This window comes from Bartonella rattaustraliani AUST/NH4, assembly GCF_000312565.1.
Taxonomy (GTDB): Bacteria; Pseudomonadota; Alphaproteobacteria; order Rhizobiales; family Rhizobiaceae; genus Bartonella; species Bartonella rattaustraliani.
Window position 1 is genome coordinate 1 of the sequence record NZ_CALW02000067.1, and the last position, 24,398, is coordinate 24,398.

The 24,398-nt window shown below is 38.9% G+C and carries 23 protein-coding genes and 2 pseudogenes; 14 read left to right on the forward strand and 11 right to left on the reverse strand.

The window, feature by feature from the left end:
* Positions 1–1,045 precede the first annotated feature (1,045 nt).
* Complete coding sequence (locus tag BN67_RS09365; RefSeq protein WP_026088267.1) at positions 1,046–1,684, reverse strand: hypothetical protein; 639 nt, start codon at positions 1,682–1,684, stop codon at positions 1,046–1,048.
* A 13-nt stretch (positions 1,685–1,697) separates the two neighbouring features.
* Here BN67_RS09365 and BN67_RS12080 point away from each other — a divergent pair, with 13 nt between their 5' ends.
* From BN67_RS12080 to pssA, 6 genes and pseudogenes are all read left to right on the forward strand, one after another.
* Entirely contained in the window at positions 1,698–1,985 is a 288-nt protein-coding gene (locus tag BN67_RS12080; RefSeq protein WP_019223841.1) for a hypothetical protein, read from the forward strand.
* Between the two features lie 26 nt (positions 1,986–2,011).
* Positions 2,012–2,848 carry a DNA adenine methylase gene (locus BN67_RS09375; RefSeq protein WP_019223842.1) on the forward strand — a complete coding sequence of 279 codons (837 nt, stop codon included), beginning with the start codon at positions 2,012–2,014 and terminating at the stop codon, positions 2,846–2,848.
* Positions 2,849–3,045: 197 nt separating this feature from the next.
* A pseudogene (locus tag BN67_RS12940) lies at positions 3,046–3,392 on the forward strand (YetF domain-containing protein); the annotation flags it as partial.
* Between the two features lie 126 nt (positions 3,393–3,518).
* The gene (locus BN67_RS09385; protein ID WP_019223844.1) at positions 3,519–5,402 is read left to right on the forward strand and encodes an ABCB family ABC transporter ATP-binding protein/permease; all 1,884 of its coding nucleotides are present in this window, start codon (positions 3,519–3,521) and stop codon (positions 5,400–5,402) included.
* 114 nt (positions 5,403–5,516) lie between these two features.
* Entirely contained in the window at positions 5,517–6,215 is a 699-nt protein-coding gene (locus tag BN67_RS09390; protein ID WP_019223845.1) for a phosphatidylserine decarboxylase, read from the forward strand.
* Between the two features lie 8 nt (positions 6,216–6,223).
* Positions 6,224–7,063 (forward strand): CDP-diacylglycerol--serine O-phosphatidyltransferase, encoded by an 840-nt coding sequence (gene pssA, locus BN67_RS09395; RefSeq protein WP_019223846.1) that lies wholly within the window; start codon positions 6,224–6,226, stop codon positions 7,061–7,063.
* Between the two features lie 578 nt (positions 7,064–7,641).
* Here the strand turns inward: pssA and BN67_RS13270 are convergent.
* Complete coding sequence (locus tag BN67_RS13270; RefSeq protein WP_019223848.1) at positions 7,642–7,839, reverse strand: hypothetical protein; 198 nt, start codon at positions 7,837–7,839, stop codon at positions 7,642–7,644.
* A 294-nt stretch (positions 7,840–8,133) separates the two neighbouring features.
* Here BN67_RS13270 and BN67_RS14520 point away from each other — a divergent pair.
* Positions 8,134–8,565 (forward strand): annotated as a pseudogene (locus BN67_RS14520) (integrase); the annotation flags it as partial.
* 178 nt (positions 8,566–8,743) lie between these two features.
* On the opposite strand, the gene BN67_RS09420 reads toward BN67_RS14520, so the two are convergent.
* The 9 genes from BN67_RS09420 to rpsF all read right to left on the reverse strand — a co-directional run bounded on the left by BN67_RS09420 (position 8,744) and on the right by rpsF (position 17,794).
* On the reverse strand, positions 8,744–9,493 hold the full coding sequence (locus tag BN67_RS09420) for an SDR family NAD(P)-dependent oxidoreductase (protein WP_026088268.1): 750 nt from the start codon (positions 9,491–9,493) through the stop codon (positions 8,744–8,746).
* Between the two features lie 2 nt (positions 9,494–9,495).
* Positions 9,496–10,989 carry an amidophosphoribosyltransferase gene (gene purF, locus BN67_RS09425; protein ID WP_026088269.1) on the reverse strand — a complete coding sequence of 498 codons (1,494 nt, stop codon included), beginning with the start codon at positions 10,987–10,989 and terminating at the stop codon, positions 9,496–9,498.
* 118 nt (positions 10,990–11,107) lie between these two features.
* Positions 11,108–11,650 carry a CvpA family protein gene (locus BN67_RS09430; protein WP_019223853.1) on the reverse strand — a complete coding sequence of 181 codons (543 nt, stop codon included), beginning with the start codon at positions 11,648–11,650 and terminating at the stop codon, positions 11,108–11,110.
* A gap of 139 nt (positions 11,651–11,789) precedes the next feature.
* Complete coding sequence (radA, locus tag BN67_RS09435; protein ID WP_019223854.1) at positions 11,790–13,166, reverse strand: DNA repair protein RadA; 1,377 nt, start codon at positions 13,164–13,166, stop codon at positions 11,790–11,792.
* A 6-nt stretch (positions 13,167–13,172) separates the two neighbouring features.
* Positions 13,173–14,675 (reverse strand): replicative DNA helicase, encoded by a 1,503-nt coding sequence (locus tag BN67_RS09440; RefSeq protein WP_019223855.1) that lies wholly within the window; start codon positions 14,673–14,675, stop codon positions 13,173–13,175.
* 728 nt (positions 14,676–15,403) lie between these two features.
* Positions 15,404–16,000: a 50S ribosomal protein L9 gene (gene rplI / locus BN67_RS09450; protein ID WP_019223857.1), complete on the reverse strand. Its 597-nt coding sequence runs from the start codon at positions 15,998–16,000 to the stop codon at positions 15,404–15,406.
* Positions 16,001–16,025: 25 nt separating this feature from the next.
* Positions 16,026–16,994, reverse strand: coding sequence for a hypothetical protein (locus BN67_RS09455; RefSeq protein ID WP_019223858.1), 969 nt, complete (start codon positions 16,992–16,994; stop codon positions 16,026–16,028).
* Between the two features lie 144 nt (positions 16,995–17,138).
* The gene (gene rpsR, locus BN67_RS09460) at positions 17,139–17,387 is read right to left on the reverse strand and encodes a 30S ribosomal protein S18 (RefSeq protein ID WP_019223859.1); all 249 of its coding nucleotides are present in this window, start codon (positions 17,385–17,387) and stop codon (positions 17,139–17,141) included.
* Positions 17,387–17,794, reverse strand: coding sequence for a 30S ribosomal protein S6 (gene rpsF, locus BN67_RS09465; RefSeq protein WP_026088270.1), 408 nt, complete (start codon positions 17,792–17,794; stop codon positions 17,387–17,389). Before rpsF ends, rpsR begins: the two co-directional genes overlap by 1 nt.
* A gap of 355 nt (positions 17,795–18,149) precedes the next feature.
* Between rpsF and BN67_RS09475 the strand changes: the two genes are divergently transcribed.
* From BN67_RS09475 to gmk, 7 genes are all read left to right on the forward strand, one after another.
* Positions 18,150–18,737, forward strand: a complete 588-nt coding sequence (locus BN67_RS09475) for an undecaprenyl-diphosphatase (protein ID WP_019223862.1) — start codon at positions 18,150–18,152, stop codon at positions 18,735–18,737.
* A 76-nt stretch (positions 18,738–18,813) separates the two neighbouring features.
* Positions 18,814–19,758: an ACP S-malonyltransferase gene (gene fabD, locus BN67_RS09480; protein ID WP_019223863.1), complete on the forward strand. Its 945-nt coding sequence runs from the start codon at positions 18,814–18,816 to the stop codon at positions 19,756–19,758.
* Positions 19,759–19,778: 20 nt separating this feature from the next.
* A complete protein-coding gene (gene fabG / locus BN67_RS09485) occupies positions 19,779–20,516 on the forward strand; it encodes a 3-oxoacyl-[acyl-carrier-protein] reductase (protein WP_019223864.1) in 738 nt (245 codons plus the stop codon).
* 270 nt (positions 20,517–20,786) lie between these two features.
* On the forward strand, positions 20,787–21,023 hold the full coding sequence (locus BN67_RS09490; RefSeq protein ID WP_019223865.1) for an acyl carrier protein: 237 nt from the start codon (positions 20,787–20,789) through the stop codon (positions 21,021–21,023).
* Between the two features lie 125 nt (positions 21,024–21,148).
* A complete protein-coding gene (gene fabF / locus BN67_RS09495; RefSeq protein WP_019223866.1) occupies positions 21,149–22,411 on the forward strand; it encodes a beta-ketoacyl-ACP synthase II in 1,263 nt (420 codons plus the stop codon).
* A 98-nt stretch (positions 22,412–22,509) separates the two neighbouring features.
* Positions 22,510–23,622, forward strand: a complete 1,113-nt coding sequence (gene mltG / locus BN67_RS09500; RefSeq protein WP_019223867.1) for an endolytic transglycosylase MltG — start codon at positions 22,510–22,512, stop codon at positions 23,620–23,622.
* Positions 23,623–23,689: 67 nt separating this feature from the next.
* On the forward strand, positions 23,690–24,358 hold the full coding sequence (gene gmk / locus BN67_RS09505; RefSeq protein ID WP_019223868.1) for a guanylate kinase: 669 nt from the start codon (positions 23,690–23,692) through the stop codon (positions 24,356–24,358).
* The last annotated feature ends 40 nt before the right edge of the window (positions 24,359–24,398 follow it).

A 24,398-nucleotide genomic window follows, 5' to 3' on the forward strand; every position in this document is an offset into this window, starting at 1 on the left:
CTCTAGCAACGTCTATCATATAAAAACACAATAAATTCAATATGTTATGTGTATTTATTTTATACGAATCCACTTAAGAATCCACACTTTTATATGTGATTCAATTGACCATTTTTTATCAACAATTGCCATTTATAAACAAAGCATGAAAAGCAAATCACTATACAAATCTTATAACGCATGTGGGCATTCAAAAGCAGTAATCATTCATAACAATTCAATAATACGTTTTAATCATAAAATCGATAGTTACTATTAGACGCAATCGTTTGAATTATCCAATCAACATAATTGCATGTGTTTAAATCACATCTTAACAATTGAATTGCTTATGGCAGTAAATGCTCTTAAAAGAGATTGCACGTTTGAAACTGTTTAGTGATTAAAATGACTTTCTATTGTAGTCATAAGATTATGCATGCTTTATATCTCATTTGATAAAAGCCATTGTTTGTTTGTCTTATGAGAGATTGCTTTCAAAACCAACGCTTACAAGCATAAAATCAAAAGAGCGGGTTTATTGCTAATTTACACTTACCAACGCATTTACTCTTGATTGGATTGATAGAGACCTTACAAAACGTTTTGATTTATGAATAGGTTTCAATTTTAGTAATGTAAGCTATCTCAACACTCAGTTTTTGAGTTAAGTGTTTTAAAGTGCTCTAAACATTTTGATCTACTCAATAGGTTTTGATTTTGAGAATGTAAGTGATTTCAATTGATGCTTTCAAACATTGGAGCGTTATCAGAATAGGTTTTATCGTAAGCGCTGTATTCACAGTTTCTTTCTTCATATCAAATATAACAAGAATGCTTTCATATTTAACATTTATGCTTTTTTGGATAACGTTTCATAATGACAATAAAGAGCTTGCAATATGATACGTTTTGTATATATGCGTTCATGACTCCATTGTGGATGATTTAATTTTAATCATCAGAATCGTTATTTGAAAGCCGCGTCATATCATGGCACGGCTTTCTTTTTTGAATGTTCTCTTGTTAAGACGTTTAAAAAATAAAAGGCGCCCCCCATGCCTCATTATTTATTGTTTTTAATATCAACAATTTTACGACCTTTATAAACCTCTTGATGATTTTTAATATAGCTTATTTTGCTTTTTTTATCGAGAATGGCAGTGCCATAGACTTTCCCCCAAACCTTAATCTTGTGGGAAATTTTCGCTCTATCATAAACAGAACCATAAATTTCAGCCGTGCCACTCACTCGAGCATGCCCATAGACCTCACCATAAATTTTCGCACGCTTAAAAACCATGGCATGCCCATAAACTTTCCCATAGTTACAAATATATGCAAAACCTGAAACCTGCGCATCACCATAAATCCTTGCATAACTACAAACCCAAGCGTTATAAAAAATGTGAGCATTGTCATAAACATGCGCCTCAACATCAATATGTGCATTCCCATAGACTTGCCCGCACACATGAGAATTATTGCGTACCCTTGCATTTTCAAAAACCCGAGCATGGCTATAAGCACAGGCATCATCATAAAGCCAGCAATTGCCTTCATGAGAGAGATTTTCTTCCTTTTGAATAAAGCCTCCTAGGTCGCCAGCCTTGACATTATAAAAGTCCCTTAAAGCTTTAATGCGGTGTAAAGTGACACGGTTAACAACTTTAGTTTCATCAGTGAGTTCATATTTTTTAAACATAAGTGTATTAGTCATGAGAAAACCCATTCTATCATTCGTTAGATTATCAGTTGAAAATGAGGGTAATGGGCGCCCCCGTCGCGCCAGAGGCAAACAAAATAATCAAGAGAAAGAGCTCACAGACAAAGAGCAAGAACTCCTTCATGAGATGATCAATACGTATCAAGTTGTAAAGGTGATGTCTCGATTTATGAGGTGGCTAGCCTTTGCGCTTTTCCTATTTGTTATTGATCTATCGCGCATGTTTGATGCGTTAGAGAATATTGTATCGCACTTTAAAAAATGGCTCATCAAGAGTTAGAACACACAAAAGATTTTCTTTAAAATATGACAACACAAGAATTGACACAAACATTGTTTGCGTGGATGGGTGGTAAACACTGTCTGCGTAAGAAAATTATACCGATTTTAAATACTATTGAACATGAAACCTATGTTGAACCGTTTTTAGGCTCTGGTGTTATTTTCCTGAATAAAAGACCAGTCAAATATTCGGTGATTAATGATTTGAATGGAGAAATTACCAATCTGTTTCAATGTGTTCAAAACCATTTTGATGATTTATCCAAACGACTTGAGTGGTTTGTTTGTTCAAGAGAGTTGTTTTTTGATTTTGCAGCGACTTCCCCAGAACACCTTTCCAAAGTTGAAAGAGCGGCACGTTTTTTGTTTCTGCAACGTTGTATTCTCTATGGAAAAAACCGGTATGTCTGTTTTAACTTTGGAAGAAAGAGACCGGCTGCGTTTAATCCCGATAAGCTGCTCTCAAGGATGAGACGTGTTAGACAAAAGCTAATTGATACGGTTATCTTAAATTTGTCGTGGGAACGTGTTATGGAGCAATTTGACGCGCCGGATAGCCTATTTTACTTAGACCCGCCTTATTTTATAAAGAACAAGTATTATAGTGCGGGTGATTTTGTTGAAGAGGATTTTGTCCATATAGCAAAAGTTCTCAATGGGCTGCAAGGCAAGTTTGTTTTAAGCCTGAATGATTGTGATGCGGTGCGAGACATCTTTAAGGATTTTGACTTTTTAGAAGTTGAGACAGTTTGGATGGCAGGTATGGCAAAAAAAGCTCCTCGAAAAGAGCTGTTAATTCACAATAGTCTTTGTGATTCTAATAGTTTTGACTTATTTAGCCGCGTATGCTTGGCGCGTTAGAGAATGTTTTTTGCACTTAAAAATGTGGGTCAGTAAGAGCTAGGGTCTATGATTCTTTTCCTCTAAAACGAGTAGCCAAAATGTGGTTACGGAGTACAGTATTTAGAATCCTATTCCCGTGCTAATATTCATATATCCCGTACCTTTAAAAAAGATATAAGAATCAATGTGTTATAGTAGTCATAAAACGACATATTATCCTTCAGATGGATAAGATTGAAAGTTTGGGCATTAGCGTCAATGATTTGATTACAATGTTACGGATTAAAGGTTGTAGTTTACATGAAGCTGCTTTTGTCCATTTAGAAACCAAGGGTGATTGTTCTGTTGTTAAAAAGGAGGAAGGTAAGAAGTCTGTCATTTTAGTACAAAATGGTGAAGTTTTCGATAATGGTCTCAGAGAGATTGGTAAATCAAAGACATGGCTTCAAGCAGAATTGAAAAAAAACATGTGAAGATCAATAACTTATTTGCAGCAGAATGGTGTGAGTATACAGACAAAAATAATAAATCTGATAAGGGATTATTTCTTGTCCCTTTTTAAAAAACAGTCTAACTTCAGAGAATAGTATGTGTTGTTTATAGTGAGTATATTAAAAAGAAATATAATCTATAAGCAACGAGATGGGTGCAATGCTTATCCAGTGGACGATGAAGAAGTAAGGGCTTTATGAAACAGAATAAAAGAATAAAAACTGTATCGTCAGATACAGGGCAGACTTTGCGCACAATTTATAATTTATGGACTTATATGTGGCCGGCAGAGCGGCATGATCTCAAAATGCGGGTTATATGGGCGATCTTTTATCTTGTTTTAGCCAAGTTCGTTCTCATATTGGTACCTTATTTCTTTAAATATGCTATCGATGCACTTGATGTAAGTTTTAAGTTCTCTCAGGGGGGATCATCTGGTTATGTGATTCCTATCATGCTTGTTTTAGCCTATAATGTTGCACGTATTGTTCAAGCTGCATTAAATCAGTTACGCGACTCTTTGTTCGCGACCGTTGGTCAACATGCTATTCGTCAGTTAGCGCATAAGACCTTTGTGCATATTCATGGGTTGTCTTTGCGATTTCATTTGGAAAAGCGAACGGGTGGGCTTTCTCGTGTCATTGAGCGTGGGACAAAAGGAATTGAAGCGATTGTACGGTTTTCTATTCTCAACACGCTCCCCACAGTTTTAGAGTTTATTTTGACAGCACTTGTATTCTGTATAAATTATGGAGGGCATTATGTGCTCATAGTTGTGATAACGGTTGGTTTATATACTTGGTTCACAATTAAGGCAAGTGATTGGCGTATTCGCATTCGGCAAGAAATGAATACAGCAGATACCGAGGCCAATACGCGTGCTGTTGATTCTCTTTTGAATTTTGAAACGGTTAAATATTTTTGTAATGAAGATCTGGAAGCACGCCGATTTGATTCTTCAATGGCCAATTATGAAAAGGCAGCAACAAAAATTTGGACATCATTAAGTTGGCTTAATTTTGGTCAGGCTCTTATTTTTGGTCTTGGAATGACTATTCTTATGTTGATGTCAGCTTACGAAATTTCTCATGGGACACAAACTTTAGGAGATTTTGTTTTTATTAATGCGCTTTTGATACAGCTTTCTATTCCCCTGAATTTTATTGGTTCAATTTATCGTGATGTTCGGCAAGGTTTAACGGATATTGAAGCCATGTTTGATCTTTTAGATGCTAAACAGGAGATCATTGATAAGCCAGATGCAAAGCCACTGGTTGTGAAAAGGGGTACTATTCGGTTTAATCAGGTAAAGTTTTCCTATGATTCGGATCGTCAAATTCTTAAAGAGATTGATTTTGAGGTACCAGGAGGAAAAACAGTTGCGATTGTCGGTCCATCAGGAGCAGGGAAATCGACTATTTCTCGATTACTTTTTCGTTTTTACGATGTTAATGCGGGTTCCATCACAATTGACGGGCAAGATATCCGCGATATAACACAAGAAAGTTTACGTGAAGCGATCGGCATGGTTCCACAGGACACTGTGCTCTTTAATGATACAATTGCGTATAACATTTGCTACGGACGTCCAAGTGCTACGGATGAAGAGATGCGTAAAGCTGCTGAAATGGCACAAATATCAAAATTTATTGAAATTCTTCCAGAAGGTTTTCAGTCTATGGTTGGTGAACGTGGACTTAAATTATCAGGGGGCGAAAAACAACGTGTAGCTATTGCACGGACATTATTAAAAGCGCCTCCACTTCTTATTTTGGATGAAGCAACCGCAGCTCTTGATACGGCAACAGAACAGGAAATTCAACAAGCATTGGATATTGTCAGCCGTGGACGTACAACATTGATAATTGCGCATCGTCTTTCTACTGTGATAAACGCTGATGAGATTTTGGTTCTCAAAAATGGTCGTATTATTGAAAACGGAACGCATGCAGAACTTTTACGTAAAAAAGGTTTATATGCTTCAATGTGGAATAAGCAGCTTGAAGCATCACAAGTTGAGGAAAAGTTACGTAAAATGCGTGAAGAAGATGAGATAGGCGTTGTGAATCGTAAAAAATAAGCTGTGTAAATATAGCTTATAACTTTATATGGAGTGATTGATTACAAAAAATGACAAGGAGGAACAAAAAGATTTATTACTTGTTTTAAGTTTATACTATAAATAGGAAATTATATGAGTATTTTACAATCTATCCATAATAGTTTTGCACCAATTCATAAAGAGGGATACCCTTTTATTTTAGCGTTTTTTATCATTTCGCTTGTTCTTGGTTGGGTATGGAGTCCCTTGTTTTGGTGTGGTCTTGTTTTCACAGCGTGGTGTATATATTTTTTCCGCGATCCAGATCGTGTCGTCCCTGTTAACGCAAATTGGGTTATATCTCCTGCTGATGGGCGTATTTCATTTGCTGAACCGTGTATTCCGCCTGAAGAATTGGGGTTGGGTACAAAAGAGATGATTCGTATTTCCATATTTATGGATGTGTTTTCATGCCACATTAACCGTATTCCGGTTAGTGGTACGGTAGAGTCTATCGTTTATCGTCCAGGACATTTTAGCAATGCGGAGTTTGATAAAGCTAGCCAGTTTAATGAGCGTAATGGGATGGTGATTGAAAGCAAACATGGTAAGATTGGTGTCGTCCAGATAGCAGGAATAATGGCTCGGAGAATTGTTTGTTGGTCAAAAGAAAATGATTCCGTGATTACGGGGCAACGTTTTGGCTTGATTCGTTTTGGTTCTCGACTTGATCTTTATATACCACTTGAAATGAAGTTGCGTGTTGCAGTTGGTCAGATAGCGGTTGCGGGGGAAACAGTTTTGGGGTCGTTTGACGATGAGAGTGCCACAACTGATTTCAGATTCGATTAGGATGAACAATGAAAAATTTTTCGCTATTTTCTCCCTTTAGTCCTGAAGGACAGCATGATGATAGTGCAAATCGATGGCGTTCACCTACACCGATGCGGTATGTTATCCCCAATATTATCACTGTTTTGGCGATTTGCGCGGGGATGAGCAGTATTCGCTTGGCTTTTGAGCACCGTTATGAGGCTGCTATTTTAATGGTTCTTTTAGCGGCAGTTCTCGATGGAGTTGATGGCCGTATTGCACGTTTGATGGATGGGAGTTCATCTTTTGGGGCACAGATGGATTCTCTTGCTGATATGGTTAATTTTGGGGTTGCACCTGCACTTATTGTTTACTCTTTTATTTTGACGGAAGTGCGTCAAGTTGGTTGGGTAGCAGCACTTGTCTATTGTATCGCTTGTTGTTTGCGATTAGCACGTTTTAATATCATGTTGGATAATGCAGCTATACCAAAATGGAAGGGGAGTTATTTTGTTGGGGTTCCTGCTCCGGCGGGGGCATTGTTGCTTTTATTGCCCGTGTATCTAGGTGCTCTTGGTTTAGTGCCAAATTGGGGGGGGGCGTTATTTTTTAGTCTTTATACTGTCATTATTGCTTTTCTTTTGGTGAGCCGTCTCCCCGTATGGAATGCAAAAACAATAGATCAAAATTTGAGGCGTGATATCGTTGTACCGTGTATATTAGGGGTTGTTATTTACGTAGGTTTTCTCGCAACTTACACATGGCATACTTTATTAATCACAGCTATTGGTTATATGATTTTTCTCCCCTGTAGTTTTTTAGCTTATCGTAAACGCGCTGTTTTGGAAGAAAAAAAAGCTCAGACTAAAGCTCTTCAAAAAACATAGGGATTGATATATTATCTTTTAGGATAAGGAAGAAGAAGAGGAATTCAAGTTTACCATCTTTCTTTCTCAATAATGAATAGGAAAATGCTTCTCACGAAGGATATTTTTTCTAATAGAGCAAATGTGTTATGTTAAAATTTTGGACTTTATAACTCATTGGTTTTATCGTGTTTTTTTGAGGTTTATCCCAGATTTTTGCAGTTTTTTGATTGCTTCAATGACGAGCCTTGTTCTATCTACTGTCTTTGTGTAAAGTGATGCCGTTGTATCATCTATTCAACTAAAGCACGCTTTCATTTGGATTACTTATTGCTCCTGCGTTGGCAGCACGTGTGGCAGCTCTTTTTCGAACACCGTGAGTAGATTTTTAAGACCAGCATCACGACAGGTTTTATAGAACAAAAATCCAAAGCTCTCTTTTATGAAAGGATTTCCTTTTTCGGCCACATATAAAAAAGTATTGAGACTGGTTTTTCCACGTTCCAGATTTTGTATAAGCACTGGTAAAAGTGGTAAATAGACTTCTGTTTTAAAGAGACTCTTTTCTGTTGTTAGAAATAAGATACCCGAACATCTTTCTAACCGATACGAATTGTATCACCACGACACAAGCCTGCATAAAGCAAAACGCCATACTCTACGCGTTTGAAGGTATGTTTTACCCAACATTTGTAGTGATCCTCTATGTCTTTTTCCGTCCAGGTTATAAATCCGTCTTTGTTTTGTGATACAGGCTTTTTAACACCAATCATTGGATCATCTTCAACATAATTCATGTCGAGTGTCCATTTTAAAGAGACAACTTATTACTCCCATAAAGTTTTTTGCAGCTCTGGTATATCCAGCTGTGCATTTACGGCGTGCTGTAGCATTTTGGGGGTAACTTCCGAGCAGATGCAACGCATTGATTATTAATGGTTTTTATCGTTTCTTACCTTGAATCACAACTCCGAATATTGTAAGATTTTCTCATCTCAAACTATTTTATGTTGAATCAATTTTATTCACTTGGTTTTACACCATAAGCGGGACTGGCACGTGGATAAAAATGAGTGAGGAAAGGAGGAAAAATACCTCTCATGAACTGTCTTAATGCAAGGGCTATCGCAACACCCATGCGCTGGTAAAGTGAGTGATGGTACCGATTTGACCCTTTATAAGCGTGAAGATGGTAGCGTTCAATAGAGTTATTGTTATGCAATTCATCCACACCGCCACAAAACGGGCTTAGGGGCTTCTCAGACATGTCTCTTTAAAACAAGCCTGTGAATGTGCAATGTGGGTGGTGTTCTGTTTTACATGAAGGTTATGACCCCATTAAAGAACGTGAAAAACAAAAATGCGAAGCAACACGTAATTTTCATCTCAAAGATATTGCTGTGGATGCTTTTGAAAGCCGTAAAGCCGAATTAAAAGGAGATGGTAAGGATGGACATTGGTTTTTACCTTTGCGTCTTTATATTCTTCCTAAATTAGGCTGTCTTCCTATTAGACACCTCACAATTTTTATTTAATTGTCTCTGGTAGCGAGTTCCTTTTGATAATTTACTCCAGTGAACGCTTTGATAGCATTTATAGATGAGCTCTTGGAGCGAGCCACTCTTTACATAATTTCTCTTGCTTGGTATGGGCTGATTATTCTTTAAAATGGTAAATGCTTCTTATAAATTAATAATCGCTCTAATCGGGGATATGATAACTCATAAACCGATTTTGACGAACATTAAAAAGCTTTCCTGTTTCTTTTAAATGAGGTGAGGATAAATGTGCTATTTTTTCTGCAACTTCTTGTGGTGAAGGAAGAGTTTGAGGATCTTCACCAGGCATGGCTTGTGCACGCATGGCAGTGCGTGTTGCTCCAGGGTCAACACAATTAATTTTGATAGGGGTTTGCTTGAGTTCTTCTGCCCAACAACGGGCAATCATTTCTAGAGCAGCTTTAGAGGCTGCATAAGGTCCCCAGAAAGCGCGCGCAATATGAGCAACGCTTGAAGATAACAGGGTTACGCGCCCAGCATCAGATTTACGCAATAGGGCTTCAACAGCTTTCATTAAGCGCCATTGGCTCATGAGATTTATTTGAAAAATATCTTCAAACACAGTGTTTTCAACATGAGTCACTGGTGAGAGTGTCCCGAGGATTCCTGCATTGGCAACCACAATATCAAGTTTCCCCCAGCGTTTGGCAATTGAAGCGTTAAGAGTATCAATGTTATCCATATGATGTAAGTCGAGTGGAACAAGCGTTACCTGAGAACCTTTTTCCCTCATTTTGTTATCAAGTTCAGTAAGCCCATCCACGGTTCGTGCGAGAGCAATAATGTGAGCACCACGTGCTGCAAGCTCTAATGCTAAATGATAGCCAATTCCCCTTGAAGCACCCGTAACAAGCGCAACACGACCAGAAAGACTAAAATCAACATTTTTCATCATTAATCTCTTGTTTTTAGAACAGATGATGGATGAGTTTGGGAAAGACTTTCTTGATCAGCAAGATGTGTAGGATAATGTCCTGTGAAATAATGGTCAGTAAATTGTGGATCAGCATTATTTCGTTTTTCCCCTGATACAGCAAGGTAGAGGCCATCTGTTGAAAGAAATTCTAATGAGTCAGCTCCAACAAAATTGCACATAGATTTTAAGTCTGGATATTGATTAGCCAACAAACTTTCAATATTAGGTGTATCAATGCCATAAAAATCAGGATAGAAAATCATAGGGCTAGAAACCCGCATATGAACTTCTTTTGCGCCCGCATCGCGAAGCATTCGAACAATTTTGAGAGATGTTGTCCCCCGTACAATAGAGTCATCAACGAGAATAACGCGTTTTCCTTCGATGATAGGACGGTTTGCTGAATGTTTTAATTTAACTCCAAAAGCACGAATTTGTTGTGTTGGCTCAATAAAAGTGCGTCCAACATAGTGGTTTCGAATAATCCCAAGCTCAAAAGGAATTCCGATTTCTTGTGCATAACCAATAGCGGCAGGTGTTCCCCCATCAGGAACGGGAACCACAACATCACCTGCACAGGGGGCTTCTTGCGCTAAACGAATGCCCATATTTTTACGCACAGTATAAACATTCCGCCCTCCAACGGTTGAATCAGGACGCGCAAAATAAACATATTCAAAAAGGCAAAGTTTTTCTGGTTTTTCGCTCTCTGGTTTTATAATTCTTGTCGTAATTTCTCCGTCTTTTTGTATTTCACAGATGATAATTTCCCCATTTTTGACATCACGAACATATTTTGCTCCAATAATATCAAGTGCACAAGTTTCAGAACAAAAAATGGGTTTACCATCAAGTTCTCCCATCACGAGAGGTCGAATACCTATTGGATCGCGTGCGGCAATGAGCTTGGTACGTGTAAGCGCTAACATGGCATACCCACCCTCTACTTGTCGAATGGCATCAACAAAGCGATCGGATGAAGATTCATAGCGTGAACGGGCAATGAGATGAAGAAAAACTTCTGAATCTGATGTTGATTGGCAGATAGCGCCTGAGGCAATCAATTCGCGACGTAATGTAAGACCATTGGTAAGATTACCATTATGAGCAATAGCAATGCCTCCAGCTTTTAATTCAGCAAAAAGTGGCTGAACATTGCGTAATGCGACTTCTCCCGTTGTTGAATAACGGGTATGTCCGATAGCACGATTTCCCGGTAAGCGCGCAAGTGTTGCGGGGTTTGTATAATGATCACCGACAAGACCGAGATGCTTTTCTTGATGAAACATTTTATTATGGTAGGAAACAATTCCAGCTGCTTCTTGCCCACGGTGTTGAAGTGCATGGAGCCCGAGAGCTGTTAATGCCGCTGCATCTTCATGCCCAAGGATACCAAAAACCCCACATTCTTCATGAAGGGTATCATCATCTAATGAAAGTTCCTGTTGGAAAACGTTGCTTTTTGTCATCATATTCTTTCGGTTGTGATATGAGAAATGATTACATCATACTTCATATGTTATTTGGAATTCTTTGTCATGACAAACTATTTTCCATTTTTCTTTGCTCAATGACTTTTTCATGAGAATGCTAATGTTGTGGATTAGTGTCGTTTCCTTTAAAGAATTTTTCTGCTTTTTCAAGAACAGTGTCGAGATTTTTGGGGAGTTTTTCCCAAATTTTTTCTCCCAATGAATCTAACATAGGCTTTGTTGTTGCATTTTTTATCCAGTGAGCTTGGTTCTCGGGTTTAATAAGCGCATTAAGAAGCAGCATACCGATGACCACAATGAATAAACCGCGGAGTGCTCCAAAAACAAAACCGATAGTGCGATCAAAGATACCAATGCGACTATCAATAATAAAATCCGAAATTTTCATTGTAATGATTGAAGTAATAATGAGAACAATAATAAAAATGGTTATCAATGTCGTGATTAATGCAATCATTTTATTAGAGAGATACTGCTCAAAAAAAGGCAATATTGGCTTAAATAAAAACAGTGTAGCAACAGCTGCAACTGCCCAGGAAACCAATGATAGAAGCTCGCGTGAAAAACCTCGGAGCATAGCGAGGAAAGCGGACAACAGGATGATTACTACGACAATTCCATCAAGGACTGTTATGCTCATTTGTTTGTTCCTTATACATAAAGTTGTGTTTTTTAGTCAGTATACAAATGCATTTCTTGTTATGCCATGTTCAGTTCTTATAGCAAGGATCTTTTATATTTTATAGATTTTTTTCTATACTGTCATGTTGGGGAGAAGATCATTTTTTATCCAGAGTAATAGCTGCAACCAACTCAGGAAGATTAGAAAATGTTTTTTGTTGAAAACTGATCAACTTTATTGTCTCAGCTGTCGTAGGAGGATGAACAGCTCCTTGAAAGCCAAGTTTTTTTGCTTCATTGATGCGTTGTGCTGAATGTGCAACGGCACGGGTCGCACCTGAAAGGCTGATTTCACCAAAATAGACATAGTCCGTTGGAAGAGGAATATTGGCAAGAGAGGATACCAAAGCTGCTGCTACTGCCAAGTCAGCTGCTGGCTCTGATATACGATATCCGCCCGCAATGTTAAGATAAACATCATGTTGTCCAAAACGAATGCCGCAATGAGCTTCTAAAACGGCAAGAATCATTGAAAGACGATTGCCATCCCATCCAACAACAGCACGCCGTGGTGTTCCAAGTGAAGAGGGCGCGACAAGGGCTTGGATTTCGACTAATATCGGGCGTGTTCCTTCCATACCTGCAAAAACAGCAGCACCTGGTGCTTTTTCATTCCGTTCACCTAAAAACAGCTCAGATGGATTGATAACTTCCCGCAATCCTTTATCAGACATCGCAAAAACGCCTATTTCATGCGTTGGTCCAAAACGGTTTTTTACAGTTCTCAGAATGCGATAATGATGTCCGCCTTCACCCTCAAAATAAAGAACACCGTCAACCATATGCTCGACAACGCGGGGACCTGCAATTTGTCCATCTTTTGTAACATGTCCGACAAGAACAACAGCTGTTCCTGTTTTTTTGGCAAAGCGTATCATTGCTTGAGCACCAATGCGCACTTGTGTAACTGTACCGGGTGCTGAATCCGCTGCATTTGACCATAAGGTTTGAATAGAATCGATAATGACCATATCAAGGCTTTTCTGCTCGCTTAAGGTTGCAAGAATATCTTCAACATGTGTTTCAGCAGCAAGTTTCACTTTCGTATTGGCAGCACCAAGTCTTTGCGCGCGCAGGCAGACTTGTGCAATAGCCTCTTCCCCTGAAACATAGATGACATTGTGCCCTTTTTGCGATAAAGCAGCTGCCGTTTGTGTGAGCAATGTTGATTTTCCAATTCCTGGATCTCCGCCAACAAGGAGTGCTGAGCCACGAACAAAGCCTCCACCGGTAACACGATCGAGTTCAGTGATGCCAGAATGAATACGTGGAGCATCTTCAATATCCTCAGTAAGAGAGGTCAGGGCGACAATGTGTCCTTTCCGGATATTTTGTATAGGTCCACCACCAATACCGCTATTGACATTTTCTTCGACAAGAGAATTCCATTCTCCACAAGAGCTACATTTTCCAGCCCAGCGCGAATAGATGGTTCCACAGTTTTGGCAGACAAATTGAATGCGATTGCGTGCCATGGCGATTTAACCAATCTGCTCTGGAAGATAATTATTGTCTGCCAGATCACTAAAACGTGTGAAATCAGATTGAAAGGCAAGATGAACTGTTCCTATTGGTCCGTGACGTTGTTTGGCAACAATAACTTCAGCTTTTCCAAAGGCATCATCCATTGTTGCTTGCCACTTTTCATATTCAAGAGTTCCTGTTTTAGGTTCTGCATTTTTGAGATAATATTCTTCACGATAAACAAAGAGAACAATATCGGCATCCTGTTCAATCGAACCCGATTCACGTAAATCTGAAAGTTGTGGACGTTTATCTGTTCGGCTTTCAACTTGACGTGAAAGTTGTGAAAGGGCGATAATAGGAATATTCAATTCTTTTGCTAATGCTTTAAGCCCTGTAGTGATTTCTGTGATTTCTTGAACACGATTTTCAGACGAACGTTTTGAGCTGCTCGTCATTAATTGGATATAATCAATCACTAAGACATCCAAACCATGTTGCCGTTTGAGGCGCCGTGCGCGGGCTGCTAATTGCGTGATAGATATACCACCAGTTTGATCAATATAAAGTGGTATTTTTTGTAAGTGATGCATTGAGCGGATTATTTTTGTAAAATGCTCGTCTAAAATATTCCCACGCCGAATATCAGAAGAAGAAATTTCTGTTTGTTCAGAAATAATACGGGTTGCGAGCTGTTCCGATGACATTTCAAGCGAGAAGAAACCAACAATTCCTCCTTCATTTTCTTGCGCGGAATTTTTGTCTTTCTCACCACGATGATAAGCATTGGCAATATTAAAGGCAATATTGGTGGCAAGTGAAGTTTTGCCCATTCCAGGGCGACCAGCGAGAACAATGAGGTCAGAGGGTTGTAATCCTCCCATTTTTTCATCAAGCATTTTAATATGGGTGGCTATCCCTGATAATCTTGAAGAACGCTTTTTGGCAGCGCTTATCATGTCAACAGCTTTGCGGACAGATTCATCAAAATTTTCAAATCCTCCACCATATTTGCCTTTTTCTGCTAGTCCAAACAATTGGTTTTCAACAGTTTCAATTTGTTGTGCTGGTGTAAGCTCGATGGGAGCATCAAAAGCTGTATTGACAGCTTGCTCTCCAATATTAATCAAAGAGCGCCGGATAAAAAGATCATAGATAACACGCCCGTAATCTTCGGTATTGATAATTGTTACGGCTTCTTTTGCTAAACGTACAACGTAATTATATACGGTGATATCTCCAATTTTTTCCTCAGCTGGAATAAAGGGTTTAATAATTGTTGGATCTGCAATTTTTCCTTTTTCGATAAGATGAGACGAAACCTCATAGATTTTCTGATGTAATGGGTCAAAGAAATGTTCTGGTTTTAGAAAATCTGAAACGCGATCGAGCGCCTCGTTATTTATGAGTATTGCGCCAAGCAATGCTTGTTCTGCTTCAATATTATGCGGAAGTTGTCGAAAAGAAGACGTTTCTTCTTTTTGCGCAGGGCTGAAGTTGATCGTATTTTTTTCTTCCATAATATTTTCCGCAAAGATTTTATATTTTTCTAATTTAAACAATAAGCTAAGTTGTGTGGTTTAGAAGATAAGACATTAAATTTTTGTTTAGGTTAGAATCATATTTTCACTCCCTTACCTTCCATCATGTATGCATTCCATATCTTTGTATAGAGTATATTTCTTTACATTTTGTTTTTTAATATAAAAATTTGAGAGGGTATGGAGATTTTTATTTTCAATATCAAAAAACAATGCTACTTTCAGTCTATTTTTTTTGCTTAAAACTTTGGTAGCATTCTTTCAATAAAGCAATTTTTTATAAGCAAAAACGCGTCATATCTTAAGAATAAATTGTAAATGTCAAGTTTTTTTACTGGGGCTTTCGTTTGCAGTGAAAAGCGAAGGGTTGAAAAGCAACCACTAAACAACATCATCTTTTCAGTCTTCTGTCTTTTCAGTTTCAGACAATTAAAGGATGTAGGAAATGAGTATCTGTATCAAATACATTGCTTAAGTATAGTATCTAAAACAGTTTTTGTGGTTTTTTGGAGAAAACAATCTATAAGAGCATCTTCTAGCAATTTCATAGGTGATTCCTTATGTCATTATAGAGTTTGGCAAAGATGACTCTTTCCATAAAAGTTTGTCTTTAGGAAGATAAAAACGGCAAAGCACTGAACTTAAAAAGCCGAGTGCTTTACAACATGCACATATGCTAAAGAGAAAGCCAGAAAAGGAAAAAGATATTAAGATTTTTCAGTGATGCTGTTTGCATCATTATCATTCATTTCTTCTGTAGGTTGCTCTTCTTTATTTTCGGCTAATGATTCTTCTTGCACATCATAGATCGCATCAGCCGAAGTAAGGGTTTCACCTTCTGCTTGGCGCTGTGCTTCACTCTCTGAACGTGCAACGTTGACGATCACAGAGATTTGCACTTCAGGATGTAGGCTAAGAGTAATCGTATGAAGCCCAATCGTTTTTATTGGGTGATTAAGTTCAATCTGATTTCGTTCAAGAGAAAATCCTTCAGATGTTATAATTTCAGAAATATCACGTGTTGATACAGAGCCGTAAAGTTGCCCTGTTTCACCAGCTGAACGAATGGCAATGAATAGTTTGCCATCGAGTTGCACAGCAACTTTTTGTGCTTCGCTTTTGCGTTCAAGATTACGCGCTTCAAGCTGTGCACGTTGCGCTTCAAAATGTTTTTTATTTGCTTCATTTGCGCGTAAAGCTTTCCCTTGAGGTAAGAGAAAATTGCGTGCATATCCATCTTTAACTGAGACGATATCACCCATCTGACCAAGACGAGGAATACGTTCAAGAAGAATAATATCCATAGTGTTTCCTTTCAAACAAATAAATTTAGTAAAGTTTGTTGCGTGATTGAAGAGTTGCCCAAATTCCCATCAAAAGCATCATAAGAGAAATAGGTGGTGCAAATACAACGGTTAAAATAGCAATATAAACAAGAGAAAGAATGATAATCCGACCATTGATTCCTTTTGTGATATTATGGAGATATGCAAGGCCACTGATTGAGATGATGACGGTATATGCAGTGCTAAAAATACGCATACCCAAATTAACAGTAGCATTTAATTCAACCATTGAGGCTATGCAAACAACAATAAAAATCAGAAGGCCAGAAATTGGAAGACGGAAAGTTTGGCTCCAGTCATCACGAGGTCTTTTCAACCACTTCATATGTTGCGCTGTTATCATCGAAAAATAAAGATTACCGATAAGAAAAATTAAACTATAAGTCGTTAGAGCAATTGTTGTTAAAGTTGCAGCATGCGCCATTAAAACTTCACTAAACGCAACAATATCAGTTTCTCTTAATGACTGCGATTGCCGCATAGCTTGCGCTATATTCTCAGTGACTTGTTTTGCAATGAGAGGGGTGGATGGAAGGGATTGAATATACAGTCCAATGAAAGTTGTTATAAGAGCTATAAAGTTGGTTAAATGAAAAATAACCGATGATAATGGATACCATATCAGCGTGTTTTCCTTTTGTGCTGGTCGTGCAAGGCCTAGAAGCCAAGAAGCATAGACAGCAGGAAGAAAAAACAACAACATAAAGCCAAAAGCAGTATAAATATTGGTAACGATGGCAAGAACGACAGTAGCACTTATTAAGGCAGCGAGACTGGCTAACGTTCCTTGACCAAAAGCAACAATAAAAATTGGGAGTGAGAGAAAACAACCAAGAAGGATAGAAAAATAAGGGGCGATATTTGCGACACTAATGATTGCCATTCCTATAACAACAGCAAACAATCCTGCCAAAACACCAGCCATTATTTTATAAACACGAACGTTTTGCATTTAACGCTGTCCTGCTTTCTGCAGTTAGAGGCATTTGGGAGCCCCAACTTTTGGTATTTTTTACACCGTCATAGAGTTCTGCAATCAAAAATGTTACTGAATCATAGAAGCGACTGGAAAGCCTCCAGTCGCATGGTGTTTTTATTATTTTATAACATAGGGAAGCAAGCCTAGAAAACGAGCACGCTTGATAGCATTCGCCAATTCACGCTGCTTTTTCTGACTAACCGCTGTAATCCGTGAAGGAACAATCTTTCCGCGTTCTGAAATATAACGCTGCAGTAATTTGACATCCTTATAATCAATTTTGGGAGCATTAGCACCGGAAAACGGACATGTTTTGCGACGACGATGAAAGGGACGACGTGCTGCGGCTTGATTGATATCACTCATCATTCTACTCCTTCTATAGCATCTTCACGTTGACGACGCGGGGAGCGAGGACGCTCTTCATCTTGATTCGTGTGAGCACTACGATCAAGACGTGAAAGCACAGGAGACTTTTCCTTTTCATGTTTTTCTACGCGAATAGTCATATAGCGCAAAATATCCTCATTGATGCGCATTTGACGTTCAACTTCAACAATCGCTGCAGCTGGCGCATCAATATTCATTAGCGCATAATAAGCTTTACGATTTTTGCGAATACGATAAGCGAGGGGACGAAGACCCCAATTTTCTACACGCCCAACTTTTCCACCGTACGATTCGATGACACCTTTGTAGATATTCAAAAGTTCATCAACTTGCTGCGGTGCAATATCCTGCCGGGCAAGGAACACATGTTCATAAAGAGCCATTGTTTTGCCTTTCTTCAATCAAATTTTACCGGTTTTGACGCAAAGCCTCTGCGACTTGTCTTTTTTGGAGAACCAAAGAAGAAAGGACGCGTTTACAATTTGAGACATCCGAGAGCGGAGACACAGGAGGCCGGAAATATTGCATTTCCTACTGAATCATTTATCAGTTTTTATCAGTCCTCCGTTCAACCTCCAGCCAAAATGCCGGTAATGAACATTTGACATTTACAGTTTATCTTTAAAAATAGCAAGCTTATGCGCATAAAAAAATTGATTTATTGAATTTTGATATATTTTTCACAGTTTCCGCTTTTTTACAAAAGAAACGGTACTGTACAATTATTAGGAGTGAAGGATGGATTTTTTTTACCAGATTGATGCTGCATTTTTTGAAATGCTTGTTGGCAGTCATCAATCTTGGTCGGTTTTGATTTTGTTTAGTATTTTTTGTGCAAAGTTTTTGATTTATATAATTCCTATCCATCTTTGTGTGTTGTGGTTTTGTGGTGAAAAGAGAGAACGATGCGTCGTGCTAAGTATTTGTGTGAGTATTTGTATGGCTCTTTTTATAGGCTATCTTATTTCTCTTATTTATTTTCGTTCACGCCCATTTGTTGTAGGTTTGGCGACGCCATTGATTCAGCATCGTGCAACAGCTTCTTTTCCGAGTAATCATGCTTTGACGATTGCACCTTATGTGGCAAATCTTTACTTTTACCGGTACAAAGTTTCTTTTAAATTTGCCGCAGTATTTTTATGCTTGATTTGTTGGGCACGGGTCTTTGTTGGTGTCCATTATCCCTTTGATGTTTTATTTGGTGTTATTTTAGGAAGTTTCATAAGTTGGGGAACTATTCAGTTTGTGGCGCCGTATTTCCCGCAGTTTCTATATAAAATTCCTCCCTTAAAATATAATTTTAAGAGTGGTATTCGTTTTAAATAAGAGACTTTGTCTTGATTTGTGCTTATGAATAAGATCAAAAGTAAATAATTTATGCACAATTTTGAGGAGTCGATAGATGGTGGCAGCTTTTACTTTTCCAGGGCAGGGGAGCCAGCTTGTTGGTATGGGCAAAATGCTCACAGAACAATTTGCTGTAGCGCGAATGGTGTTTGAAGAAGTTGACGATGCTTTGGGTGAGAAATTATCAGAGATCATTTTTGAAGGTCCGGCAGACATTTTGACATTAACAGCAAATGCGCAACCAGCTTTAATGGCGGTCTCTATGGCTGTTATGCGTGTCATGGAACAATTGGGATTTGATATAAAAGAAAAGGTAAAATTTGTTGCCGGTCATTCATTGGGTGAATATTCGGCTCTTTGTGCTGCTGGTACATTGAGTCTTGCGGATACAGCAAGGCTTTTGCGCATTCGTGGAAATGCTATGCAAGCGGCTGTTGCTGTTGGTGAAGGTGCTATGGCAGCACTTATTGGTTTAGGTGAGCAAGATGTTGAGGAAATCTGCAAAACTGTTTCTGAAGAAGGGATCTGTCAGATTGCTAATGATAATGGGGGAGGGCAAATTGTTATTTCAGGTGAAACAAAAGCCGTAAAGGCAGCAGTAGAGATCGCTTCAAAAAAAGGTGCTAAACGTGCACTTCTTCTTCCGGTTTCTGCGCCTTTCCATTCGTCCTTAATGCAGCCTGCTGCTGATGCCATGAAGAATGCATTTTTGACTGTTAACAAAACGGCTCCTCTTGTTCCTCTCGTTGCCAATGTTTCTGTTGCACCAGAGAGTGACCCAGAGCACATTGTTGCGCTTCTTGTTCAACAGGTGACGGGAAGAGTACGGTGGCGTGAAACAGTAGAGTGGATGTATTCCAATGGGGTTGATACGCTTTTTGAAGTTGGTTGTGGAAAAGTATTAACAGGTTTAGCGCGTCGTATTAACAAAGAGATAAAAGGTTTGACAATTGGCACGGCCGAGGAAATAGAAACGGCACTACAGGTGCTTGGTGTTTGACTTTGTAAGGAGTTTAAAAAATGTTTAAATTATCAGGTCGTAAAGCTCTTGTGACAGGAGCATCAGGGGGAATTGGTGAGGCAATTGCCCGTTGTTTCCATGCGCAAGGAGCAATCGTTGGGCTCCATGGAACACGTGAAGAGAAGCTTAAAGAAGTGGCGGCAGATCTGGGACAAGATGTTTTTGTGTTTCCAGCTAATCTTTCTGAGCGTCAATCGGTTAAGCAATTGGCTAAAGCAGCGGAAGAAGAAATGGGGGGAGTTGATATTTTGGTGAATAATGCTGGTCTCACAAGAGACGGTCTTTTTATCCGCATGCAAGAGAAAGATTGGGATGACGTTTTAGCAATCAATCTAACAGCTGCTTCTGTTCTGACACGTGAATTGACTCATTCTATGATGCGGCGTCGCTATGGAAGAGTGATTAACATAACATCTGTTGTTGGTGTTGTCGGAAATCCTGGACAAGCAAATTATTGTGCTGCAAAAGCCGGTTTGATAGGCTTTTCTAAAGCTTTGGCGCAAGAAGTTGCTTCTCGAAACATTACGGTTAATTGTATTGCTCCAGGTTTTATTAAGTCGGCCATGACTGACAAACTTAACGAGAAACAAAAAGAAAACATTATGGCTGCCATCCCAATGAAGCGCATGGGGATGGGAGAAGAAATAGCTTTTGCTGCTGTTTATTTAGCGAGTGATGAAGCTGCATATGTGACGGGTCAAACTCTCCATGTTAATGGCGGCATGGCAATGATTTGAAGTATTTGCTTTATTCTACATTGATTTATAAGTCGTATTATTTTAGATAGGAACGAGTGAAAAGAAATGAAAAGATATGTTCATTTCACCAAATATTGTAGATTGATCAATTTATGTCGGGATGTCAGATTGGTTCATTTGGGAGGGGATATCCACAGGATGCTTAGAATCGCTGCCAAAATCTTTAGAGTCAGAGATCTATTGCTTGATTAGATGACCCGATATAGCTAACAAATTATAAGTAAATAATATAAATTCGAGGATTTCAACATGAGTGATACAATAGAGCGCGTTAAGAAAATTATCGTGGAGCATCTTGGAGTTGATGCAGAGAAGGTCGTAGAAAATGCAAACTTTATCGATGATTTAGGGGCAGATAGTCTTGATACGGTTGAGCTCGTTATGGCTTTTGAAGAAGAATTTGGTGTGGAAATTCCAGATGAGGCCGCTGAAACAATTTTCACAGTCGGTGATGCAGTAAAGTTTATCGATCAAGCTTCTGCGTGATTATTATTATTCAAGAACAAAGACGTAAAGTGCTTTTGCCCACATTCTTTAAGATTATTTTTCTTATCAGGCTATTTTCAAGAAGAGAGCTTTAAGAAGTGAATCTCAATTCAAGGTTAGAAGTTATGAGACGTGTTGTTGTTACTGGTTTAGGACTTGTGTCTCCATTAGCTGGTGATGTCGAGTATAGTTGGACCCGGCTGCTTGAAGGGAAGAGTGGTGTTCGGCGCATTACTGAGTTTGATGTATCCGATTTGCCATGCCAGATTGCTGCTCGTATCCCCTTGGGAGATGGAACAGATGGGACGTATAATCCTGATTTGCACATGGAGCCCAAAGAACAGCGCAAGGTTGATGCATTTATTGTTTATGCAATAGCTGCTGCTGATCAAGCGCTTGCAGATGCGGAATGGTTTCCGAAAAGTGATGAAGACCAGATTGGCACGGGTGTCTTAATTGGTTCGGGCATTGGGGGCATTGAAGGCATTGTTGAGGCTGGTTATACGCTTCGTAATAAAGGTCCACGACGTGTTTCTCCTTTTTTTATTCCAGGACGTTTGATTAATCTTGCTTCTGGCTATGTATCGATTAAATACGGTTTGCGTGGTCCTAATCATTCGGTTGTAACCGCCTGCTCGACGGGAGCACATGCAATTGGTGATGCAGCGCGTTTGGTTGCTTTGGGTGATGCAGATGTTATGGTGGCAGGGGGGACTGAGTCCCCAATAAATCGGATATCTCTTGCTGGTTTTTCTGCTTGTAGAGCTCTTTCTACTTGTCGTAATGATAATCCTGAGCACGCTTCGCGTCCTTATGACATTGATCGTGATGGTTTTGTGATGGGTGAGGGAGCTGCGGTTGTTGTTTTAGAAGAGCTTGAACATGCAAAAAAACGAGGTGCTCGTATTTATGCTGAAGTTATAGGCTATGGCTTATCTGGCGATGCTTATCATATTACTGCACCTTCAGAAAGTGGTGAAGGTGCACAGCGTAGTATGATGGCAGCTCTTGCACGTGCAAAAGTGGATGTAAGTGAGCTTGATTACATTAATGCGCATGGAACTTCAACGATGGCTGATACTATTGAATTGGCAGCTGTTGAGCGTGTTTTGGGGCATTATGCGCCACAAATATCCATGTCATCGACGAAGTCATCTGTGGGGCATTTACTTGGTGCTGCCGGTGCCGCAGAGGCTATTTTTTGTGTTTTAGCGATACGAGATAATATAGCACCAGCAACACTTAATCTTGATAATCCATCTATTGAAACGAAAATTGACCTCGTTCCACATAAGCCGCGCGAACGAAAAATTGATACGATTCTTTCCAATTCCTTTGGGTTCGGTGGGACAAATGCCTCTTTGGTGATGCGGCGTTTTAAAGAATAGTAATCATTTTTCTGTTGATGAGATTTCTGCTTTTTTATTATAAAAATTTCAGGAAAGGATTATAGTGGTGTCCCTAAAAACTATTGAGGGTGGTAGTTATGTCCGCTATGAAAAATGGAAGAGCACTGAAGGACGTACATGATTCTTCTTCGAATCAGAGAGTAGATAATAATGGTATGTTAGCTCATAAAAAACAAAAAAAGTCTTCCGTCATACGTAATCCTTTCGTCATCCTTGGTCATTTTTTTTTGATGCTAATGCTGGTTGTTATCTTGGCTGTAAGCATTCCTCTTTACATTGGAAAAACGATTTTTGAAGGGAAGGGAACGTTTGAGACAGAACAGGTTGTTCTTATTTATCCTGGAATGGGAATTCGTGAAATTGCTTCATTGCTAGAAAAACACGCTCTTATTCGATCATCAGATGTTTTTGTTTATGGGGTTGGTTATCATCAAAAAACAACACATCTGAAGGCTGGTGAATATTTGATTCCAGCACATGCTTCAATGCAGGATATTATGGATATCTTTGTGAAAGGAAAATCGATTGAATATACGTTTACAGTGCCAGAAGGTTTAACGGTTCAACAGGTTTTTGATCGATTAATTGCCAATGAAATTTTGGTTGGGGATCTTCCAAAAGCTTTGCCGCCAGAAGGCAGTTTAATGACAGACACTGTTCACTTTATTCGGGGAACAACGCGTAAAGAAATTATCAACAGATTGCGTGAAGGACAGACAAAATTAGTTCATGCAATATGGGCTATGCGCTCTCCTGATTTACCAATAAAATCTATTGACGAGTTTGTGATATTGGCATCGATTGTTGAAAAAGAGACAGGAATTGCTGCAGAGAGACCAAAGATTGCAGCAGTATTTTATAACCGCCTTGCAAAACATATGCGTCTTCAATCTGATCCAACGGTTATTTATGGTCTCTTTGGTGGAAAAGGGTTACCAGCTGGACGGGCCATTTATCGTTCAGATCTTGAGAAAGAAACACCCTATAATACTTATAAGATTTACGGTTTACCACCAACAGCTATTGCAAATCCAGGAAAAGATTCGCTAAAAGCGGTGGCACATTCACCAAAAAGTGATGTGCTCTATTTTGTCGCGGATGGTTCTGGAGGACATGTTTTTTCTAGAACTCTAGAGGAACATAATATAAATGTTCGCAAGTGGCGTGCATTAAAGGCTGCGGCACATTAGTTTAAGGGATTGCCAAAAATCTTATTATGGAAGTTTTGAAGCAAAATTGAAGAAAAAGCAAAGCAGTATGATGACCTTTTTAAAGCATGAATTGGGGAGTAAAAAAAGAAATCAACGTCGCGGTTTTTTATTGATTCTTTCTTCACCTTCAGGTGCTGGTAAATCAACACTTTCTCGGTTACTTTTGCAAGATGGACAATTAGAGCTTTCTGTCAGTATGACGACACGGCAAAGACGTCCCAGTGAGGTGGACGGTGTTCACTATCATTTTATTTCAAAGAAAGAATTTGAACGCAAACGTGATGGAAATGAATTTATTGAATGGGCAGAAGTTCATGGAAACTATTACGGAACTTTACGTGAAAGCGTTGAAAATGCACTTAATGCCGGTAAAGATATGTTATTTGATATTGATTACCAAGGTACTAAACAGCTGCAAAAAAAAATGTCGGGAGATACTGTATCTGTTTTTATCCTTCCTCCATCAATGAAAGAGCTTATTTCACGTTTACACCGTCGAGCAGAAGATAACCAGGATATTATTGAGCTGCGATTGAAGAATGCACGAAAAGAGTTGCAGTATTGGCATTCTTATGATTACATTGTGGTAAATGAGGATCTCAATCAATCTGTTTCGCTTATGAGATCAATTTATTGGGCAGAAACAGTGAAGCGTGAGCGTTGTTCTTTTCTTGAACCTTTCATTGAGAGACTTATCGCTGAAAAGATTGACTGATATCATTTGTATGAAAACAATGAGTCAGAAACTGTGTTTT

Bases quoted from the DNA above. Each gene is read 5' to 3' on its own strand.
- radA (WP_019223854.1), bottom strand. From the start codon at position 13,166: ATGGCACGCAATCGCATTCAATTTGTCTGCCAAAACTGTGGAACCATC.
- BN67_RS09385 (WP_019223844.1), top strand. From the start codon at position 3,519: ATGAAACAGAATAAAAGAATAAAAACTGTATCGTCAGATACAGGGCAG.
- BN67_RS09390 (WP_019223845.1), top strand. From the start codon at position 5,517: ATGAGTATTTTACAATCTATCCATAATAGTTTTGCACCAATTCATAAA.
- BN67_RS09365 (WP_026088267.1), bottom strand. From the start codon at position 1,684: ATGTTTAAAAAATATGAACTCACTGATGAAACTAAAGTTGTTAACCGT.
- BN67_RS09490 (WP_019223865.1), top strand. From the start codon at position 20,787: ATGAGTGATACAATAGAGCGCGTTAAGAAAATTATCGTGGAGCATCTT.
- mltG (WP_019223867.1), top strand. From the start codon at position 22,510: ATGTCCGCTATGAAAAATGGAAGAGCACTGAAGGACGTACATGATTCT.
- purF (WP_026088269.1), bottom strand. From the start codon at position 10,989: ATGATGACAAAAAGCAACGTTTTCCAACAGGAACTTTCATTAGATGAT.
- BN67_RS09430 (WP_019223853.1), bottom strand. From the start codon at position 11,650: ATGAGCATAACAGTCCTTGATGGAATTGTCGTAGTAATCATCCTGTTG.
- fabF (WP_019223866.1), top strand. From the start codon at position 21,149: ATGAGACGTGTTGTTGTTACTGGTTTAGGACTTGTGTCTCCATTAGCT.
- BN67_RS09455 (WP_019223858.1), bottom strand. From the start codon at position 16,994: ATGCAAAACGTTCGTGTTTATAAAATAATGGCTGGTGTTTTGGCAGGA.
- pssA (WP_019223846.1), top strand. From the start codon at position 6,224: ATGAAAAATTTTTCGCTATTTTCTCCCTTTAGTCCTGAAGGACAGCAT.
- BN67_RS12080 (WP_019223841.1), top strand. From the start codon at position 1,698: ATGAGAAAACCCATTCTATCATTCGTTAGATTATCAGTTGAAAATGAG.
- BN67_RS09475 (WP_019223862.1), top strand. From the start codon at position 18,150: ATGGATTTTTTTTACCAGATTGATGCTGCATTTTTTGAAATGCTTGTT.
- BN67_RS09420 (WP_026088268.1), bottom strand. From the start codon at position 9,493: ATGAAAAATGTTGATTTTAGTCTTTCTGGTCGTGTTGCGCTTGTTACG.
- rpsR (WP_019223859.1), bottom strand. From the start codon at position 17,387: ATGAGTGATATCAATCAAGCCGCAGCACGTCGTCCCTTTCATCGTCGT.
- fabD (WP_019223863.1), top strand. From the start codon at position 18,814: ATGGTGGCAGCTTTTACTTTTCCAGGGCAGGGGAGCCAGCTTGTTGGT.
- BN67_RS09375 (WP_019223842.1), top strand. From the start codon at position 2,012: ATGACAACACAAGAATTGACACAAACATTGTTTGCGTGGATGGGTGGT.
- fabG (WP_019223864.1), top strand. From the start codon at position 19,779: ATGTTTAAATTATCAGGTCGTAAAGCTCTTGTGACAGGAGCATCAGGG.
- gmk (WP_019223868.1), top strand. From the start codon at position 23,690: ATGATGACCTTTTTAAAGCATGAATTGGGGAGTAAAAAAAGAAATCAA.
- rpsF (WP_026088270.1), bottom strand. From the start codon at position 17,794: ATGGCTCTTTATGAACATGTGTTCCTTGCCCGGCAGGATATTGCACCG.
- BN67_RS13270 (WP_019223848.1), bottom strand. From the start codon at position 7,839: ATGAATTATGTTGAAGATGATCCAATGATTGGTGTTAAAAAGCCTGTA.
- BN67_RS09440 (WP_019223855.1), bottom strand. From the start codon at position 14,675: ATGGAAGAAAAAAATACGATCAACTTCAGCCCTGCGCAAAAAGAAGAA.
- rplI (WP_019223857.1), bottom strand. From the start codon at position 16,000: ATGGATATTATTCTTCTTGAACGTATTCCTCGTCTTGGTCAGATGGGT.